Source organism: Tabrizicola sp. T74 (assembly GCF_057219935.1).
Genome location: NZ_JBXVVT010000005.1, coordinates 251,776 through 267,295, shown reverse-complemented (window position 1 = coordinate 267,295; position 15,520 = coordinate 251,776). Strand labels below are relative to the sequence as shown.

Sequence of the window (15,520 nt, the reverse complement as noted above, 5' to 3'; positions counted from 1 at the left end):
CCCGCCGCCCTTGTGAGAGCGGTGGCGAGTGCATAACTCCGGTAAAACAGCAGAGGAGGCCACCGATGCCCGCAAGCTCCATCGTCACCTTTGTCGAACCTTCCCGCAGTGCCGAGGACACCATTGCCCTGGATCTGGCGCTCGGCTGGGCGGGTGGTCTCGATGCCCACGTCGTCGTGCTGGCCTTTCCGGCGGATGTCAGCAGCGCGGCGTCCGATGACGTCGACCTGGCCCAGGTCCGCGCCCAGATCTCCGCGCAGGCCGACAGGGCAGGGGTCCCGGCCTCGGTGGTCGACCGCTCCAGCTTTGCCTACGGCATCGGCGAGGTTTTCGCCGACCACCTGAAGGTCGCCGACTTCGGCATCCTGACCGGTCGCCGCGGCCCCCTGGTCGGCGAACGTCTCCTGGCTCAGGCCGCGATCTTCGACTCCGGTCGCCCGCTGGTCATCGCGCCCCGCACCGGCAGCCGTGCGCTGCCGCGCCGCGCGCTGATCGCCTGGGACGGCACCCACGCCGCCGCCCGCGCGATGCACGACGCTTTGTCGATCCTGCCCGCAGGGTCCGAGGCCATCGTTGCCCGCGTCACCGACGACAAGGCGCTCCGGATGGACCAGTCCGGGATCGAGGCCGCACATCACCTGTCGCGTCACGGGATCAAGGCCGAATTCCGCGAAGTCCCCCGCACGGGCCGCGACGTCTACGACGCCCTCCTCGCCGCCGCCCATGACACCCACTGCGACCTGATCGTCGCCGGCGCCGTCCGCCATTCGCCGATCCATGAGCTGATCTTCGGCAGCGTCACCGGCCGCGTGCTGGACGGCGACTGCCCGCTCCCGGTGCTGTTGTCGGCCTGACCTTGGCTCGGTGGGGTGGCTCTGCCGGCTGACCGCCTACCTGGCACCCGAGATTTCCCTTCTGCAAATATCCTCTGGGGGTTCGGGGGGCGAAGCGCCCCCGACGAACCGAGGAGGAGGCGAAGGCCGACGACGAGACAAAAGCCTCGCGCGGCAGCGCTCAATCTGAAAACCGCCCCAACCCGCGTGGACGCCGGACCTTTCCATCCGGTTAATGCCCGCGCCTAACCCCTTGAGTCCAAAAGACCGGCAAATCTGTCCACCGTGGACACTTTCCCTTGCCCCGCCTGCCTGCTACCCAAGGCGCAAGAGAAGGACCGCCGATCTTGCCGATGTCTGACAACCTCCGCGGCATCCTCCTGATGTGCGCCTCGATGGCCGCCTTCACGATCAACGACACCTTCATGAAGTCGGTGACGCAAACCCTGCCGCTGTTCCAGACCATTGGGCTGCGCGGGCTGATCGCCGTAGTGGGCCTCCTGATCCTCTGCCTCGCCACCGGGGCCTTCCGGTTCCGCCCGAACCGCCGCGATGGCTGGCTGATCCTCCTCCGCTCGCTCGCCGACGTCGCCGCCACGATCTTCTTCCTTGAAGCGCTTCTCCGGATGCCGCTCGCCAACCTCTCGGCGATCCTGCAGGCGCTGCCGCTCCTCATCACGCTGGCCGCCGCCCTCGTCTACGGCGACAAGATCGGCTGGCGGCGGATGACGGCGATCCTGGTGGGCCTCGTCGGCGTCCTGATCATCATCCGCCCGGGGACGGAAGGCTTCGACCGCTGGTCGCTTCTGGGCCTCGCCTCGGTCGCCTGCGTGGTGGTCCGCGACCTGGCGGTCCGGCCGCTGCAGGGCCAGGTCCCCTCGACCCTCGTCGCCCTCGGTGCCGCGGTCGCCGTCACCTTGATGGGCTGGACCGGCACCGCCTTTCAGGGCTGGCAGGCCCCCACCGGATGGGATCTGACACGCGTCCTTGGCGCCGGGCTGTTCCTGATCGTCGGCTACCTCACCTCGGTCGCCGCGATGCGCCACGGCGACATCGGCCTCGTCGCGCCGTTCCGCTATACCTCGCTCCTCTGGGCCATCGTCCTGGGCCTGGTCGTCTTCGGCGATTTTCCGGACGGCTGGACCATCATGGGCGCCACCATCGTCATCGCCGCGGGCCTTTTCACCCTCTGGCGCGAAAGGCAGCTCCGCCGCCAGAGGGGGTAGCCCGCAGGGCAGGGTGCTTCCATTGACACCCCTGCCGATTCCCCCTATACGCCCGCCAACCCGACGCCCGAGGTCCGCCTCTGGTTCAGGGCTCAGAGCGCTTGAAGTGGTCATGATCCGGGCCGAAAACGCCCCGATCCTCTGGAATTCCACCGCGGCATCGCCGGAAACGGCGGTGGTTGCGGTGTTCGTGTTTTGCGATTCGCGCAAGGCACGGTCGAGAAGCGGCGCCCCCAACGGCTAGGGGGCGAGTATCGAAACGAGGAACGTGAATGCCGACGATTCAACAGCTGATCCGGAAGCCCCGGGAAGCAGTGGTCCGGAAGTCCAAGTCGCAGCACCTGGAATCCTGCCCGCAAAAGCGTGGGGTCTGCACCCGCGTCTACACCACCACCCCGAAGAAGCCGAACTCGGCCATGCGGAAAGTCGCCAAGGTGCGCCTGACCAACGGCTTCGAGGTCATCTCCTACATCCCCGGCGAAAAGCACAACCTTCAGGAACACTCTGTCGTCCTGATCCGTGGCGGCCGGGTGAAGGACCTTCCGGGTGTGCGTTACCACATCCTCCGCGGCGTTCTGGACACCCAGGGCGTGAAAGAGCGTCGTCAGCGTCGTTCGAAATACGGCGCCAAGCGTCCGAAGTGAGGAGATAAGAGATGTCCCGTCGTCACGCCGCCGAAAAGCGCGAGATCCTGCCCGATGCCAAGTTTGGCGATCGTGTGGTCACCAAGTTCATGAACAACCTGATGCTGGACGGCAAGAAGTCCGTCGCCGAAGGCATCGTCTACGGCGCGCTTGACCGCGTCCAGACCCGCCTGAAGCGCCCGGCCGTCGAGGCGTTCCACGAAGCGCTCGACAACGTAAAGCCCTCGGTCGAAGTCCGTTCGCGCCGCGTCGGCGGTGCGACCTACCAGGTTCCCGTCGAGGTTCGGACCGAGCGTCGTGAGGCCCTGGCGATCCGCTGGCTGATCGCCGCCGCCCGCAAGCGCAACGAGAACACCATGGAAGAGCGTCTGGCCGCCGAGCTGTCGGACGCCGTGCAGAACCGCGGCACCGCCGTGAAGAAGCGCGAAGACACCCACAAGATGGCCGACGCGAACAAAGCGTTCAGCCATTACCGCTGGTAAGAGGGCACAATGGCACGCGATTACCCGCTGGAACGCTACCGCAACTTCGGGATCATTGCCCACATCGACGCGGGCAAGACCACGACCTCGGAACGCATCCTCTACTACACCGGCAAGTCCCACAAGATCGGCGAAGTCCACGACGGCGCTGCCACGATGGACTGGATGGAGCAGGAGCAGGAGCGCGGCATCACGATCACTTCGGCTGCCACGACCACCTTCTGGAACCGTCAGGTCGACCCCACTTCGGGCGTCGGCGACAAGGCCACGAAGTTCCGCTTCAACATCATCGACACCCCCGGCCACGTCGACTTCACCATCGAAGTCGAACGCTCGCTGGCCGTGCTTGACGGTGCTGTCGTTCTTCTCGACGGCAACGCGGGCGTTGAGCCGCAGACCGAAACCGTCTGGCGTCAGGCTGACCGCTACAAGGTTCCGCGCATCGTCTTCGTCAACAAGATGGACAAGACCGGCGCCGACTTCTTCAAGTGCGTCCGCATGATCAAGGACCGCACCGGCGCGAACGCGATGCCGGTGGCCCTGCCGATCGGCGCCGAAGACAAGCTGGAAGGCATCATCGACCTCGTGACCATGGAAGAGTGGGTCTACGAGGGCGAAGACCTTGGCGCGTCGTGGAAGCGCAAGCCGATCCGCGCCGAGCTGAAGGACCAGGCCGACGAATGGCGCCTGAACCTCCTGGAAACCGCCGTGGGTCAGGACGACGCCGCGATGGAAGCCTATCTGGAAGGCAACGAGCCTTCGCCGGAGGAACTGCGCGCGCTGATCCGCAAGGGCACGCTCGCAATCGACTTCATCCCGGTGCTCGCCGGTTCGGCATTCAAGAACAAGGGCGTCCAGCCGCTTCTGAACGCCGTCATCGACTATCTGCCCTCGCCGCTGGACGTGCCGCCCTACATGGGCTTCGCGCCGGGCGACGAGTCGGAAACCCGCAACATCGCGCGGTCGGCCGATGACGACCAGCCCTTCTCGGGCCTCGCGTTCAAGATCATGAACGACCCCTTCGTCGGCTCCCTGACCTTCACCCGGATCTATTCGGGCAAGCTCGCCAAGGGCGACCCGATGATGAACGCGACCAAGCAGCGCCGTGAGCGTGTTGGCCGCATGATGATGATGCACGCCATCGAGCGTGAGGAAATCACCGAAGCCTTCGCCGGCGACATCATTGCGCTTGGCGGTCTGAAGGAAACCACCACCGGGGACACGCTCTGCGATCCGAACGCCCCCGTCGTTCTCGAAACCATGACCTTCCCGGTCCCGGTCATCGAGATCGCGGTGGAACCGAAGACCAAGGCCGACCAGGAAAAGATGGGCATCGCTCTGGCCCGTCTGGCTGCCGAAGACCCGTCCTTCCGCGTGGAAACCGACCTGGAATCGGGTCAGACCATCATGAAGGGCATGGGCGAACTTCACCTCGACATTCTCGTCGACCGCATGCGTCGCGAGTTCAAGGTCGAGGCGAACATCGGCGCTCCGCAGGTGGCCTATCGCGAGACCATCTCGCGCTCGACCGAGATCGACTACACCCACAAGAAGCAGACCGGTGGCACGGGCCAGTTCGCCCGCGTCAAGCTGATCATCGACCCGACCGAACCCGGCGAGGGCTATTCGTTCGAATCGAAGATCATCGGTGGTGCGGTGCCGAAGGAGTACATCCCCGGCGTCGAAAAGGGCATCAAGTCGGTCATGGATTCGGGTCCGCTCGCGGGCTTCCCGGTCATCGACTTCAAGGTCCAGCTGGTTGACGGCGCGTTCCACGACGTCGACTCCTCGGTCCTGGCCTTCGAAATCGCGACCCGTGCGGCGATGCGTGACGGCCTGAAGAAGGCCGGCGCGAAGCTGCTGGAGCCGATCATGAAAGTCGAAGTCGTCACCCCGGAAGAGTTCACCGGCGGCGTCATCGGCGACCTGACCTCGCGTCGGGGTATGATCACCGGCCAGGACAGCCGCGGCAACGCGAACGTCATCGCCGCCATGGTCCCGCTGGCCAACATGTTCGGCTACATCAACCAGCTCCGCTCGATGACCTCGGGCCGCGCCGTGTTCTCGATGGAGTTCGACCATTACGACACGGTTCCGGAAAACCTGAGCGCCGAGATCCAGAAGAAATACGCATGACGGTGCGGCGGGTAACCCCCGCCCTACCACCCCGTAGGCCGGGCTGCCCGGCGCATCTGAACCAATAGGAGAAGCCATCATGGCGAAGGCAAAGTTTGAACGGACGAAACCGCACGTGAACATCGGGACCATTGGTCACGTTGACCACGGCAAGACGACGCTGACGGCGGCGATCACGAAGTATTTCGGCGAATTCCGCGCCTATGACCAGATCGACGGCGCGCCGGAAGAGCGGGCTCGCGGGATCACGATCTCGACCGCCCACGTGGAATATGAAACCGCCGCGCGGCACTATGCCCACGTCGACTGCCCCGGCCACGCCGACTACGTCAAGAACATGATCACCGGTGCCGCCCAGATGGACGGCGCGATCCTGGTCGTGGCCGCGTCCGACGGCCCGATGCCGCAGACGCGCGAGCACATCCTGCTCGGCCGCCAGGTCGGCATCCCCTACATGGTCGTCTACATGAACAAGGTCGACCTGGTGGATGACGAGGAACTCCTCGAACTCGTCGAGATGGAAGTGCGCGAGCTGCTGTCGTCCTACGAATACCCGGGCGACGACATCCCGATCATCAAGGGCTCGGCCCACCAGGCGATGATCGGCGAGTCGAAGGAAATCGGCGAGGACTCGATCCGCGCGCTGATGAAGGCTGTCGACGAATACATCCCGACCCCGGCGCGTGCCGTGGACCAGCCGTTCCTGATGCCGATCGAAGACGTGTTCTCGATCTCGGGCCGCGGCACCGTGGTGACCGGCCGGGTCGAGCGTGGCGTGATCAACGTCGGCGACGAAGTTGAAATCGTCGGCATCCGCGACACCAAGAAGTCGGTCTGCACCGGCGTCGAGATGTTCCGCAAGCTCCTGGACCGCGGCGAGGCTGGCGACAACATCGGCGCGCTGCTGCGCGGCGTGGACCGTGAAGGCGTGGAACGTGGCCAGGTGCTGTGCAAGCCCGGCTCGGTCAAGCCGCACACCAAGTTCGAAGCCGAAGCCTACATCCTGACCAAGGAAGAAGGCGGCCGCCACACCCCGTTCTTCGCGAACTACCGTCCGCAGTTCTACTTCCGGACGACCGACGTGACCGGGACCGTGCAGCTGCCGGAAGGCACCGAGATGGTGATGCCGGGCGACAACCTGAAGTTCGTCGTCGAACTGATCGCGCCCATCGCGATGGAAGAGAAGCTGCGCTTCGCCATCCGCGAAGGCGGCCGCACCGTCGGCGCAGGCGTGGTGTCGAAGATCATCGCTTAAACACTATTGCACTTCCGAAGGGCGGGTTGTATCAGCCCGCCCTTCGACCCCGATTACAGACTAACGAAACAGAACCTCTCGGGTGGGGCCGAATCCCCAGGCCGATGTTCTAAAGGGAAAAAACCGATGCAAGGTCAGACCATCCGCATCCGGCTCCGCGCGTTCGATTACCGTGTGCTGGACGCCAGCACCCAGGAAATCGTGAACACCGCGAAGCGTACCGGTGCCACCGTCCGCGGGCCGATCCCGCTGCCCAACAAGATCGAGAAATTCACGGTTCTCCGTGGTCCGCACATCGACAAAAAGTCGCGCGACCAGTGGGAAATCCGGACGCACAAGCGTCTGCTCGACATCGTTGATCCGACCCCCCAGACCGTGGACGCGCTGATGAAGCTCGACCTCGCCGCTGGCGTGGACGTCGAGATCAAAGTGTAAGGGGGCATGAAACAGATGCGCTCTGGAGTTATCGCAAAGAAGCTGGGCATGACCCGGCTGTTCCTGGCGGACGGCAAGCAGGTTCCGGTGACGGTTCTGCAGCTCGACAGCCTTCAGGTCGTGGCACAGCGCACCGCTGACAAGGATGGCTACACCGCCGTCCAGCTGGGTGCGGGCGTGGCCAAGGCCAAGCGGACCACCGCCGCACAGCGCGGCCATTTCGCCAAGGCGAATGTCGCGCCGAAGCGCAAGATCGCGGAATTCCGCGTCTCGCCGGACTGCCTGATCGACGTGGGCGCGGAAATCACCGCTGACCACTACCTCGCGGGCCAGTTCGTCGACGTCGCCGGCACATCGATCGGCAAGGGCTTCGCCGGTGCGATGAAGCGTCACAACTTCGGCGGCCTGCGCGCCTCGCACGGTGTGTCGGTTTCGCACCGTTCGCACGGCTCGACCGGCCAGTGCCAGGACCCCGGCAAGGTGTTCAAGGGCAAGAAGATGGCCGGCCACCTGGGTTCGGTCCGCGTGACCACGCAGAACCTGCAGGTCGTCCGCACCGACGCCGACCGCGGCCTGATCATGATCAAGGGCGCTGTCCCCGGGTCGAAGGGCGGCTGGGTCACCATCAAGGACGCCGTGAAGAAGCCGGAAGCCAAGGACGCCCCGCGTCCCGCCGCGATCCGCACCGCTGCGGCTGCTCCGGCTGCCGAAGTCGCCGCCGAAGGGGGTGAAGCATGAAACTCGATGTGATCAAGCTGGACGGCAAGAAGGCCGGCTCCATCGATCTGGACGAAGCGCTGTTTGGCCTTGAGCCGCGCGCCGACATCCTGCACCGCGTGGTGCGCTGGCAGCGGGCGAAGGCTCAGGCTGGCACCCACTCGACGCTGGGCAAGTCGGACGTCAGCTACTCGACCAAGAAGATCTACCGCCAGAAGGGCACCGGCGGCGCACGCCACGGCTCCAAGAAGGCCCCGATCTTCCGTCACGGTGGCGTCTACAAGGGCCCGCAGCCCCGCAGCCACGCCCATGACCTGCCGAAGAAGTTCCGCGCCCTCGGGCTGCGGCACGCGCTCTCGGCCAAGGCCAAGGCGGGCGAGCTGGTGATCCTGGACGCGGCCACGCTGGCCGAGGCCAAGACCGCCAACCTCGCCAAGATGAAGTCGGAGCTTGGCTGGAAGCGCGTCCTGATCATCGACGGCGCTTCGGTCGACGCGAACTTCGCCCTGGCCGCCCGCAACCTGGAGGGCGTGGACGTCCTGCCGACCATCGGCGCCAACGTCTACGACATCCTCAAGCGTGACACCCTGGTCATCACCAAGGCCGGTGTCGAAGCCCTGGAGGCTCGCCTGAAATGAGCAAAGCACCGAAAACCGCTGCGGCCATCAAGCCGGAGCACTACGACCTGATCAAGAAGCCGGTCATCACCGAAAAGGCCACCATGGCCTCTGAGGCGGGTGCCGTCGTGTTCCAGGTCGCGATGGACTCGACCAAGCCGCAGATCAAGGAAGCCGTCGAGGCGATCTTTGGTGTGAAGGTGAAGGCGGTGAACACCACCATCACCAAGGGCAAGGCCAAGCGTTTCCGCGGTCGCGCAGGCGAGCGTTCGGACAAGAAGAAGGCCTATGTCATGCTGGAAGACGGTCAGACGATCGACGTGACGACTGGTCTTTGAGCGACTTCGCTTTAGCTAAGGTCGGCCCCCGCGAGAGCGGGGGCCGTTCCCTTTTTTGGACCAAGCCGATGAATACGAAGCTCTTGGAAGCAACTTCGCTCTATCTGGCGAGCGTACTAAGAGGGATAGCCAACAAGGGGACTGACCTTCTTGTCGGCCCTGATCGCTATTTTTACCACCGTCATTTAAGCGTATTTGAGAGTGCCTGCGATATTCTCTGGAGCCTGGGTGTCGTTAAGGCGGCTGACAATCAGGGGAATGGAGGTTTTTCCCGGGAGCAGTTTGCCGCGTTCCTGGTCGAACAAGGTAAGCGGCCTCATTTTCCCGCGTTTTTCCATATTCCCTCTGACGAAGAAGTTCTGCGTCTCGTGAAGGAATTCAACGGGTTTGACCTGTCGGTGGAACATCGCCTCATAGCCGCTTGCCTCGATTGCGCTGATCACTTCGGAGAATTGCATACCAAGCAGGAAGGTTACTTCATTCCATTGGGCCGAGAGCTGCGGCTAATGATTGGTCTTTCCGAAGCCGGGTATGTTGTGCGAGACGGCCATAAGTTCCTTTGGCGCATGGAAATCGCTCCGATCATGCGCTCAATTGGGCAATGGGAGTAAGGACTGCAACGTGCTGGTGAGGACCTTAGAGGCCTCTCGTTCAGTGCCCTGCATCATAATACTTCTCCACACGCCCGTACCACCCCTTGTCACCACCCGCCCTTTCCCCTAGAAGCCCCCTGTCGCGAGGCCCCGGGATTCGTTCCGGGGCCATGTGATTTTTGTTTCGGGGATCTTCGGAGCCCTTCACCGCCGGGTGGCAGCACCCGTGCAAGCAAACGGAAGACAGAGAACATGGCACTCAAGTCGTATAAACCGACGACGCCTGGCCAGCGCGGGCTGGTTCTGATCGACCGTTCGGAGCTGTGGAAAGGCCGCCCGGTCAAGCACCTCACCGAGGGTTTGAACCGTTCTGGCGGCCGGAACAACACCGGACGTATCACGATGTGGCACCAGGGCGGGGGCGCAAAGCGTCTCTACCGGGTGGTCGATTTCAAGCGTCGCAAATATGATATCCCGGCGGTCGTCGAGCGGATCGAATATGACCCGAACCGCACCGCCTTCATCGCGCTGATCAAGTATCAGGACGGTGAACTGGCCTACATCCTCGCGCCGCAGCGCCTGGCCGTGGGCGACCAGGTCATCGCGGGCGCGAAGACCGACGTGAAGCCCGGCAACGCGATGCCGTTCTCGGGCATGCCTATCGGCGCGATCGTGCACAACGTGGAACTGAAGCCCGGCAAGGGCGGCCAGCTGGCCCGCGCTGCAGGGACCTATGCTCAGTTCGTCGGCCGTGACGGGTCCTACGCGCAGATCCGCCTTTCGTCGGGCGAGCTTCGCATGGTCCGTCAGGAATGCATGGCCACCATCGGTGCCGTGTCGAACCCCGACAACTCGAACCAGAACTTTGGTAAGGCCGGCCGCATGCGGCACAAGGGCATCCGCCCGACTGTCCGCGGCGTCGCGATGAACCCGATCGACCACCCGCATGGTGGTGGTGAGGGCCGCACCTCCGGTGGCCGTCACCCGGTCACCCCGTGGGGCAAGGGCACCAAGGGCAACAAGACGCGCAAGCCGAAGGCTTCTGACAGCCTGATCGTCCGCTCGCGCCACGCCAAGAAGAAAGGGCGTTAATCCATGGCACGTTCCATCTGGAAAGGCCCGTTCGTCGACGGCTACGTCCTGAAGAAGGCCGAGAAAGCCAAGGCTGGCGGCAAGTCGGAAGTGATCAAGATCTGGTCGCGCCGCTCCACCATCCTGCCGCAGTTCGTGGGCCTCACCTTCGGCGTCTACAACGGCAAGAAGCACGTCCCCGTTGCGGTGACGGAAGAAATGATCGGCCAGAAGTTCGGTGAATACTCGCCGACGCGGACCTACTACGGTCACGCCGCCGACAAGAAAGCGAAGAGGAAGTAAGCCATGGGTGCGGAAAAGAACCCCCGCCGCGTGGCGGACAACGAAGCGATGGCCGTGCTGCGCATGCTGCGCACGTCCCCGCAGAAGCTGAACCTGGTCGCGGGCATGATCCGCGGCAAGAAGGTGGAGAAGGCCTTGGCCGATCTGACCTTCTCCAAGCGCCGCATCGCCGGTGACGTGAAGAAGTGCCTGCAGTCGGCCATCGCCAATGCGGAAAACAACCACAACCTCGACGTCGACAGCCTTGTCGTGGCCGAGGCCTGGGTCGGCAAGAACCTGGTGATGAAGCGGGGCCGTCCGCGGGCTCGTGGCCGGTTCGGCAAGATCATGAAGCCGTTCTCTGAAATCACCATCAAGGTCCGTCAAGCCGGGGAGACCGCATAATGGGTCAGAAGGTCAATCCGATCGGCATGCGCCTCCAGGTCAACCGCACCTGGGACAGCCGCTGGTTCGCTGAATCGAAGGATTACGGCAACCTGCTGCTGGAAGACCTCCGCATGCGCGAGTTCATCCACAAGGAACTGAAGGCCGCCGGCATCAGCCGCGTGATCATCGAGCGTCCGCACAAGAAGTGCCGTGTGACCATCCACACCGCGCGTCCGGGCGTCATCATCGGCAAGAAGGGCGCGGACATCGAGACGCTTCGCAAGAAGCTGACCGTGTTCACCAAGTCCGAACTGCACCTCAACATCGTCGAGGTTCGGAAGCCCGAGCTTGACGCCCAGCTGGTGGCCGAGTCGATCGCCCAGCAGATGGAGCGTCGGGTTTCGTTCCGTCGCGCGATGAAGCGTGGCGTGCAGAACGCGATGCGGATGGGTGCTCTGGGGATCCGTGTGAACGTCGCCGGCCGTCTTGGCGGCGCCGAAATCGCCCGGACCGAGTGGTACCGCGAAGGCCGCGTGCCGCTGCACACGCTGCGCGCCGACATCGACTATGCCCTGTCGGAAGCCGAGACCCCCTACGGGATCATCGGTGTGAAGGTCTGGATCTTCAAAGGCGAAATCCTTGAGCATGATCCGCAGGCCCATGACCGTCGTCTTGCCGAAGCGGCTGACGGCCCGGCCCCCCGTGGTCCGCGCCGCGACCGTGAACGCGCCTGAGGAGTAACGTAAGATGCTGCAACCAAAGCGCACGAAATTCCGCAAGATGCACAAGGGCCGCATCCATGGCGAAGCCAAGGGTGGGTTCCTGATCAACTTCGGCTCCTACGCCCTGAAAGCGACCGAACCCGAGCGCGTCACTGCGCGGCAGATCGAAGCGGCCCGCCGCGCGATCACCCGCCACATGAAGCGCCAGGGCCGGGTCTGGATCCGGATTTTCCCGGACGTTCCGGTTTCGGCGAAGCCCGTCGAGGTTCGGATGGGCTCGGGCAAGGGTTCGACCGACTACTGGGCCTGCAAGGTCAAGCCGGGCCGGATCATGTTCGAGATCGACGGCGTGAACGACGAAATCGCGCGTGAGGCCCTGCGCCTTGGCGCGATGAAGCTCCCGGTCACGACCCGCATCGTCGCGAAGGAAGACTGGTAAGGTTCGGGGTGAACCCCGACCTACGACATCGGCCCCCGCTGGAAACGGCGGGGGTCTTTTCGTCTTGAAGGACCACGGCCATGCCCGACATCACCTCCCTCTTCGTCACCCGCCTCTACCGCGCGAAGCTGAACGAACTTGCCAAGAAGAAGGTCGATTACGACGAGCTGCGGGTCACCTGCGAGACGGTGGCCGAGGATGACGAGGCCGGGCAGGAGTGGTGCGAGGCGAACGGCTATCCCGGCTACACCTCGTATGCCTCGCTGAACGACCTTCCCTGGCGGATGCCGATCTTCGGCGATCTGGAAAAGGCGCTGGACCGCCACGTCGCCGCGTTCTGCAAGGACCTGGGCTTCGACCTGGGGGACAAGAAGCTCAAGTGCAATTCCCTCTGGATCAACATCCTGCCCGAAGGCGGCACCCACGCCAGCCACATCCACCCGCATTCGGTGATCTCGGGCACGACCTATGTCGCGATGCCGGAGGGGACCTCTGCCCTGAAGCTCGAAGACCCCCGCCTGCCGATGATGATGCTGGCCCCGGTCCCCCTGAAAACCGCGCCGCAAGAGCTGCAGCGCTTCGTCTACGTCAAACCGGCGGTGGGCGAGGTTCTTCTGTGGGAAAGCTGGCTAAGACACGAAGTCCCGATGAACATGTCCGAGGAGGAACGGATCTCGGTCAGCTTCAACTATGGGTGGGCGTGAAGCGGCATCGTAGGGTGCGCTACAGCGCACCATCCGCCGGTGCGCTGTAGCGCACCCTACGGTTTCGTCTTATGCTGGGCGCCACGCGGCAGTCGCTGATCAAGAAGTGGATTGCGGAGAAGTTGTGGTGATAACGGTCCGAAACGCATCCATCTTTGCCGTTCTCGCATGGGTGGGGTTGGCGCAAGTGTTGGCGGCACAGGAGTCTACCGAGCGCTATGTTGTGCGCGATGGGAAGTTAAGTGGACTAACAGATAATCCGCCAGTCACGATCCTTCTCGACACTGAAACAGGAAGAAGCTGGTTCTTGGCTGTGATCGAGGGTAGCCCGCAGTGGGTCCCGTTGGTCTACAGCGAACGTGTGCCTGAAGGTGTCTTGCCTCCCGCTATCCCAAAGTAATTCCCCCCCCAACTTCCCCCTTGCCCCCCGCCGCCTTCCCCCCTATACGGGCGCATCCGCGATTCCGGGGTGACTCGGCGTCGGCGGTTTGTCATTGATCCGCCAGGTCCTCGGTGACCCTCCCGTAGGGGCCGACTGGCGATTGTGAAAAGGAAAGACCGGCATGAAAGCCGATGAACTGCGTTCGAAGACGCCGGACCAGCTGCGTGACAGCCTGGTTCAGCTGAAGAAGGAAGCCTTCAACCTGCGCTTCCAGCAAGCGACCAACCAGCTTGAGAACACCGCCCGCATGCGTGCCGTCCGCCGCGACGTCGCCCGCATCAAGACCGTTCTCGGCCAAAAAGCCGCTGAAGCTGCGAAGTAAGGGGAAAATCAATGCCGAAACGCATCCTGCAAGGCGTCGTCACCTCGGACAAGAACGAGCAGACGATCACCGTTCTCGTGGAACGCCGCTTCAAGCACCCGCTGCTGCAGAAGACCGTCCGCAAGTCGAAGAAATACCGCGCCCATGACGCGGAGAACAAGTTCAAGGTCGGCGATACTGTCCGTATCGAAGAGTGCGCGCCGATCTCGAAGACGAAACGCTGGACGGTGGTGGTCGAGGCGTAAGCCAAGCCCCATCGTCCCGAACGAAACCCCAGGGCTGTGCCCTGAAGGTCGGGAGACTTTCAAATGATCCAGATGCAGACGAATCTGGATGTGGCTGACAACTCCGGCGCGCGCCGGGTGCAGTGCATCAAGGTTCTTGGCGGCTCGCACCGCCGTTATGCTTCCGTCGGCGACATCATCGTGGTGTCGGTCAAGGAAGCCATTCCCAAAGGCCGCGTAAAGAAGGGTGACGTGCGTAAAGCCGTCGTCGTTCGCACCGCCAAGGAAGTCCGCCGTGAAGACGGCACCTCGATCCGTTTCGACCGCAACGCCGCCGTCATCCTGAACAACCAGGGCGAACCGGTCGGCACCCGTATCTTCGGGCCGGTCGTGCGCGAGCTGCGTGCCAAGAACTTCATGAAGATCATCTCGCTGGCTCCGGAGGTGCTCTGATGGCTGCCAAGCTGAAAAAGGGTGACACGGTCGTCGTGCTCACCGGCAAGGACAAGGGCAAGAAGGGCGAGATTTCCGCCGTGATGCCGTCCGAGAACAAGGCCATCGTCGACGGCGTGAACGTCGCGATCCGTCACACCAAGCAGTCCGCTGCCTCGCAGGGCGGTCGGGTGCCGAAGGCGATGCCGATCGACCTGTCGAACCTCGCCATCGTGGACAAGAACGGCAAACCGACCCGCGTGGGCTTCCGCATGGAAGGCGACAAGAAGGTCCGTTTCGCCAAGACCACCGGGGAGGCGATCTGATGCTCGACCAAGCCACCTACACTCCGCGCCTCAAGGCCGAATACAAGGGCAAGATCCGCCCGGCCATGAAGGCTGAGTTCTCGTACAAGAACGACATGCAGATCCCGCGTCTGGACAAGATCGTCCTGAACATGGGCGTCGGCGAAGCGGTCAAGGACACCAAGAAGGTCAAGCAGGCCTCCGAGGAGCTGTCCCAGATCGCCGGTCAGAAGGCCGTCATCACCAAGGCCAAGAAGTCGATCGCCGGCTTCCGCGTCCGTGAGGAAATGCCGCTCGGCTGCAAGGTCACCCTCCGGGGCGACCGGATGTACGAATTCCTCGACCGGCTCATCAACGTGGCTCTGCCCCGCGTCCGCGACTTCCGCGGCGTCAAGGGCACCAGCTTCGATGGTCGCGGCAACTATGCCATGGGCCTGAAAGAGCACATCGTGTTCCCCGAAATCAACTTCGACAAGGTCGACGAGGTTCTGGGGATGGACATCATCATCTGCACCACCGCGAAAACCGACGCGGAAGCCAAGGCGCTGTTGAAGCATTTCAACATGCCCTTCACGTCGTAAGCGCGAGGAACCTGAGATATGGCAAAGAAATCCATGGTGAACCGCGAAGTGAAGCGGGCGAAGCTTGTGAAGCAGCATGCTGCCAAGCGCGCCGGCCTCAAGGCGGTGATCAACGACCAGTCCAAGCCGATGGAAGAGCGTTTCAAGGCGACCATCAAACTGGCTGAAATGCCCCGCAACGGGGCGGCTGTGCGTCTGCACAACCGCTGCCAGCTGACGGGCCGTCCGCATGCGTTCTACCGCAAGCTCAAACTCTCGCGCATCATGCTGCGTGACCTGGCCTCGTTCGGCCAGATCCCCGGCATGGTCAAGTCCAGCTGGTAAGGGAGGCAT

General features: G+C 63.5%; 23 protein-coding genes. All 23 read left to right on the top strand.

Features of this window, described 5'->3' with window-relative positions; all coding sequences use genetic code 11:
* Positions 1 to 65 precede the first annotated feature (65 nt).
* Complete coding sequence (locus tag AC2EAL_RS16215; RefSeq protein ID WP_484725265.1) at positions 66 to 854, top strand: universal stress protein; 789 nt, start codon at positions 66 to 68, stop codon at positions 852 to 854.
* Between the two features lie 332 nt (positions 855 to 1,186).
* The gene (locus AC2EAL_RS16210; protein ID WP_484725264.1) at positions 1,187 to 2,059 is read left to right on the top strand and encodes a DMT family transporter; all 873 of its coding nucleotides are present in this window, start codon (positions 1,187 to 1,189) and stop codon (positions 2,057 to 2,059) included.
* Between the two features lie 272 nt (positions 2,060 to 2,331).
* On the top strand, positions 2,332 to 2,703 hold the full coding sequence (rpsL, locus tag AC2EAL_RS16205; RefSeq protein ID WP_103259202.1) for a 30S ribosomal protein S12: 372 nt from the start codon (positions 2,332 to 2,334) through the stop codon (positions 2,701 to 2,703).
* Positions 2,704 to 2,714: 11 nt separating this feature from the next.
* Positions 2,715 to 3,185, top strand: a complete 471-nt coding sequence (gene rpsG, locus AC2EAL_RS16200; protein WP_484397305.1) for a 30S ribosomal protein S7 — start codon at positions 2,715 to 2,717, stop codon at positions 3,183 to 3,185.
* A 9-nt stretch (positions 3,186 to 3,194) separates the two neighbouring features.
* Positions 3,195 to 5,321, top strand: coding sequence for an elongation factor G (gene fusA / locus AC2EAL_RS16195; protein WP_484725263.1), 2,127 nt, complete (start codon positions 3,195 to 3,197; stop codon positions 5,319 to 5,321).
* 79 nt (positions 5,322 to 5,400) lie between these two features.
* A complete protein-coding gene (tuf, locus tag AC2EAL_RS16190) occupies positions 5,401 to 6,576 on the top strand; it encodes an elongation factor Tu (protein ID WP_484725262.1) in 1,176 nt (391 codons plus the stop codon).
* Between the two features lie 126 nt (positions 6,577 to 6,702).
* Positions 6,703 to 7,011 (top strand): 30S ribosomal protein S10, encoded by a 309-nt coding sequence (gene rpsJ, locus AC2EAL_RS16185; protein WP_128515209.1) that lies wholly within the window; start codon positions 6,703 to 6,705, stop codon positions 7,009 to 7,011.
* Between the two features lie 15 nt (positions 7,012 to 7,026).
* Positions 7,027 to 7,749 (top strand): 50S ribosomal protein L3, encoded by a 723-nt coding sequence (rplC, locus tag AC2EAL_RS16180; protein ID WP_484725261.1) that lies wholly within the window; start codon positions 7,027 to 7,029, stop codon positions 7,747 to 7,749.
* A complete protein-coding gene (gene rplD / locus AC2EAL_RS16175; protein ID WP_484725260.1) occupies positions 7,746 to 8,366 on the top strand; it encodes a 50S ribosomal protein L4 in 621 nt (206 codons plus the stop codon). Before rplC ends, rplD begins: the two co-directional genes overlap by 4 nt.
* Positions 8,363 to 8,683, top strand: a complete 321-nt coding sequence (locus tag AC2EAL_RS16170) for a 50S ribosomal protein L23 (RefSeq protein WP_484712443.1) — start codon at positions 8,363 to 8,365, stop codon at positions 8,681 to 8,683. The genes rplD and AC2EAL_RS16170 overlap by 4 nt, the downstream gene beginning before the upstream one ends.
* Before the next feature lie 68 nt (positions 8,684 to 8,751).
* Complete coding sequence (locus AC2EAL_RS16165) at positions 8,752 to 9,294, top strand: hypothetical protein (protein WP_484725259.1); 543 nt, start codon at positions 8,752 to 8,754, stop codon at positions 9,292 to 9,294.
* Between the two features lie 234 nt (positions 9,295 to 9,528).
* A complete protein-coding gene (rplB, locus tag AC2EAL_RS16160; RefSeq protein ID WP_484725258.1) occupies positions 9,529 to 10,368 on the top strand; it encodes a 50S ribosomal protein L2 in 840 nt (279 codons plus the stop codon).
* A gap of 3 nt (positions 10,369 to 10,371) precedes the next feature.
* Positions 10,372 to 10,650, top strand: a complete 279-nt coding sequence (gene rpsS / locus AC2EAL_RS16155; protein WP_103259189.1) for a 30S ribosomal protein S19 — start codon at positions 10,372 to 10,374, stop codon at positions 10,648 to 10,650.
* A gap of 3 nt (positions 10,651 to 10,653) precedes the next feature.
* On the top strand, positions 10,654 to 11,034 hold the full coding sequence (gene rplV / locus AC2EAL_RS16150; RefSeq protein WP_484725257.1) for a 50S ribosomal protein L22: 381 nt from the start codon (positions 10,654 to 10,656) through the stop codon (positions 11,032 to 11,034).
* A complete protein-coding gene (gene rpsC / locus AC2EAL_RS16145) occupies positions 11,034 to 11,750 on the top strand; it encodes a 30S ribosomal protein S3 (protein ID WP_103259187.1) in 717 nt (238 codons plus the stop codon). The genes rplV and rpsC overlap by 1 nt, the downstream gene beginning before the upstream one ends.
* A 13-nt stretch (positions 11,751 to 11,763) precedes the next feature.
* Positions 11,764 to 12,177, top strand: coding sequence for a 50S ribosomal protein L16 (gene rplP, locus AC2EAL_RS16140; protein WP_484725256.1), 414 nt, complete (start codon positions 11,764 to 11,766; stop codon positions 12,175 to 12,177).
* An 80-nt stretch (positions 12,178 to 12,257) separates the two neighbouring features.
* Positions 12,258 to 12,881, top strand: a complete 624-nt coding sequence (locus AC2EAL_RS16135; RefSeq protein WP_484725255.1) for a TIGR02466 family protein — start codon at positions 12,258 to 12,260, stop codon at positions 12,879 to 12,881.
* A gap of 563 nt (positions 12,882 to 13,444) precedes the next feature.
* Positions 13,445 to 13,645, top strand: coding sequence for a 50S ribosomal protein L29 (rpmC, locus tag AC2EAL_RS16130; protein ID WP_484394971.1), 201 nt, complete (start codon positions 13,445 to 13,447; stop codon positions 13,643 to 13,645).
* Between the two features lie 11 nt (positions 13,646 to 13,656).
* Positions 13,657 to 13,890 carry a 30S ribosomal protein S17 gene (rpsQ, locus tag AC2EAL_RS16125; protein WP_137110191.1) on the top strand — a complete coding sequence of 78 codons (234 nt, stop codon included), beginning with the start codon at positions 13,657 to 13,659 and terminating at the stop codon, positions 13,888 to 13,890.
* 63 nt (positions 13,891 to 13,953) lie between these two features.
* Positions 13,954 to 14,322 carry a 50S ribosomal protein L14 gene (gene rplN / locus AC2EAL_RS16120; protein WP_023666245.1) on the top strand — a complete coding sequence of 123 codons (369 nt, stop codon included), beginning with the start codon at positions 13,954 to 13,956 and terminating at the stop codon, positions 14,320 to 14,322.
* Positions 14,322 to 14,627, top strand: coding sequence for a 50S ribosomal protein L24 (rplX, locus tag AC2EAL_RS16115; RefSeq protein WP_484725254.1), 306 nt, complete (start codon positions 14,322 to 14,324; stop codon positions 14,625 to 14,627). The genes rplN and rplX overlap by 1 nt, the downstream gene beginning before the upstream one ends.
* Positions 14,627 to 15,187 (top strand): 50S ribosomal protein L5, encoded by a 561-nt coding sequence (gene rplE / locus AC2EAL_RS16110; RefSeq protein ID WP_484725253.1) that lies wholly within the window; start codon positions 14,627 to 14,629, stop codon positions 15,185 to 15,187. The genes rplX and rplE overlap by 1 nt, the downstream gene beginning before the upstream one ends.
* An 18-nt stretch (positions 15,188 to 15,205) precedes the next feature.
* Positions 15,206 to 15,511: a 30S ribosomal protein S14 gene (gene rpsN, locus AC2EAL_RS16105; RefSeq protein ID WP_484725252.1), complete on the top strand. Its 306-nt coding sequence runs from the start codon at positions 15,206 to 15,208 to the stop codon at positions 15,509 to 15,511.
* Positions 15,512 to 15,520: the final 9 nt, after the last annotated feature.

Bases quoted from the DNA above. Each gene is read 5' to 3' on its own strand.
- rplV (WP_484725257.1), top strand. From the start codon at position 10,654: ATGGGTGCGGAAAAGAACCCCCGCCGCGTGGCGGACAACGAAGCGATG.
- rpsQ (WP_137110191.1), top strand. From the start codon at position 13,657: ATGCCGAAACGCATCCTGCAAGGCGTCGTCACCTCGGACAAGAACGAG.
- rpsN (WP_484725252.1), top strand. From the start codon at position 15,206: ATGGCAAAGAAATCCATGGTGAACCGCGAAGTGAAGCGGGCGAAGCTT.
- rpsG (WP_484397305.1), top strand. From the start codon at position 2,715: ATGTCCCGTCGTCACGCCGCCGAAAAGCGCGAGATCCTGCCCGATGCC.
- rpsC (WP_103259187.1), top strand. From the start codon at position 11,034: ATGGGTCAGAAGGTCAATCCGATCGGCATGCGCCTCCAGGTCAACCGC.
- rplD (WP_484725260.1), top strand. From the start codon at position 7,746: ATGAAACTCGATGTGATCAAGCTGGACGGCAAGAAGGCCGGCTCCATC.
- rpmC (WP_484394971.1), top strand. From the start codon at position 13,445: ATGAAAGCCGATGAACTGCGTTCGAAGACGCCGGACCAGCTGCGTGAC.
- AC2EAL_RS16135 (WP_484725255.1), top strand. From the start codon at position 12,258: ATGCCCGACATCACCTCCCTCTTCGTCACCCGCCTCTACCGCGCGAAG.
- rpsS (WP_103259189.1), top strand. From the start codon at position 10,372: ATGGCACGTTCCATCTGGAAAGGCCCGTTCGTCGACGGCTACGTCCTG.
- AC2EAL_RS16210 (WP_484725264.1), top strand. From the start codon at position 1,187: ATGTCTGACAACCTCCGCGGCATCCTCCTGATGTGCGCCTCGATGGCC.
- rplB (WP_484725258.1), top strand. From the start codon at position 9,529: ATGGCACTCAAGTCGTATAAACCGACGACGCCTGGCCAGCGCGGGCTG.
- rplE (WP_484725253.1), top strand. From the start codon at position 14,627: ATGCTCGACCAAGCCACCTACACTCCGCGCCTCAAGGCCGAATACAAG.
- rpsL (WP_103259202.1), top strand. From the start codon at position 2,332: ATGCCGACGATTCAACAGCTGATCCGGAAGCCCCGGGAAGCAGTGGTC.
- rplP (WP_484725256.1), top strand. From the start codon at position 11,764: ATGCTGCAACCAAAGCGCACGAAATTCCGCAAGATGCACAAGGGCCGC.
- fusA (WP_484725263.1), top strand. From the start codon at position 3,195: ATGGCACGCGATTACCCGCTGGAACGCTACCGCAACTTCGGGATCATT.
- rplX (WP_484725254.1), top strand. From the start codon at position 14,322: ATGGCTGCCAAGCTGAAAAAGGGTGACACGGTCGTCGTGCTCACCGGC.
- AC2EAL_RS16165 (WP_484725259.1), top strand. From the start codon at position 8,752: ATGAATACGAAGCTCTTGGAAGCAACTTCGCTCTATCTGGCGAGCGTA.
- AC2EAL_RS16170 (WP_484712443.1), top strand. From the start codon at position 8,363: ATGAGCAAAGCACCGAAAACCGCTGCGGCCATCAAGCCGGAGCACTAC.
- AC2EAL_RS16215 (WP_484725265.1), top strand. From the start codon at position 66: ATGCCCGCAAGCTCCATCGTCACCTTTGTCGAACCTTCCCGCAGTGCC.
- rpsJ (WP_128515209.1), top strand. From the start codon at position 6,703: ATGCAAGGTCAGACCATCCGCATCCGGCTCCGCGCGTTCGATTACCGT.
- rplN (WP_023666245.1), top strand. From the start codon at position 13,954: ATGATCCAGATGCAGACGAATCTGGATGTGGCTGACAACTCCGGCGCG.
- rplC (WP_484725261.1), top strand. From the start codon at position 7,027: ATGCGCTCTGGAGTTATCGCAAAGAAGCTGGGCATGACCCGGCTGTTC.
- tuf (WP_484725262.1), top strand. From the start codon at position 5,401: ATGGCGAAGGCAAAGTTTGAACGGACGAAACCGCACGTGAACATCGGG.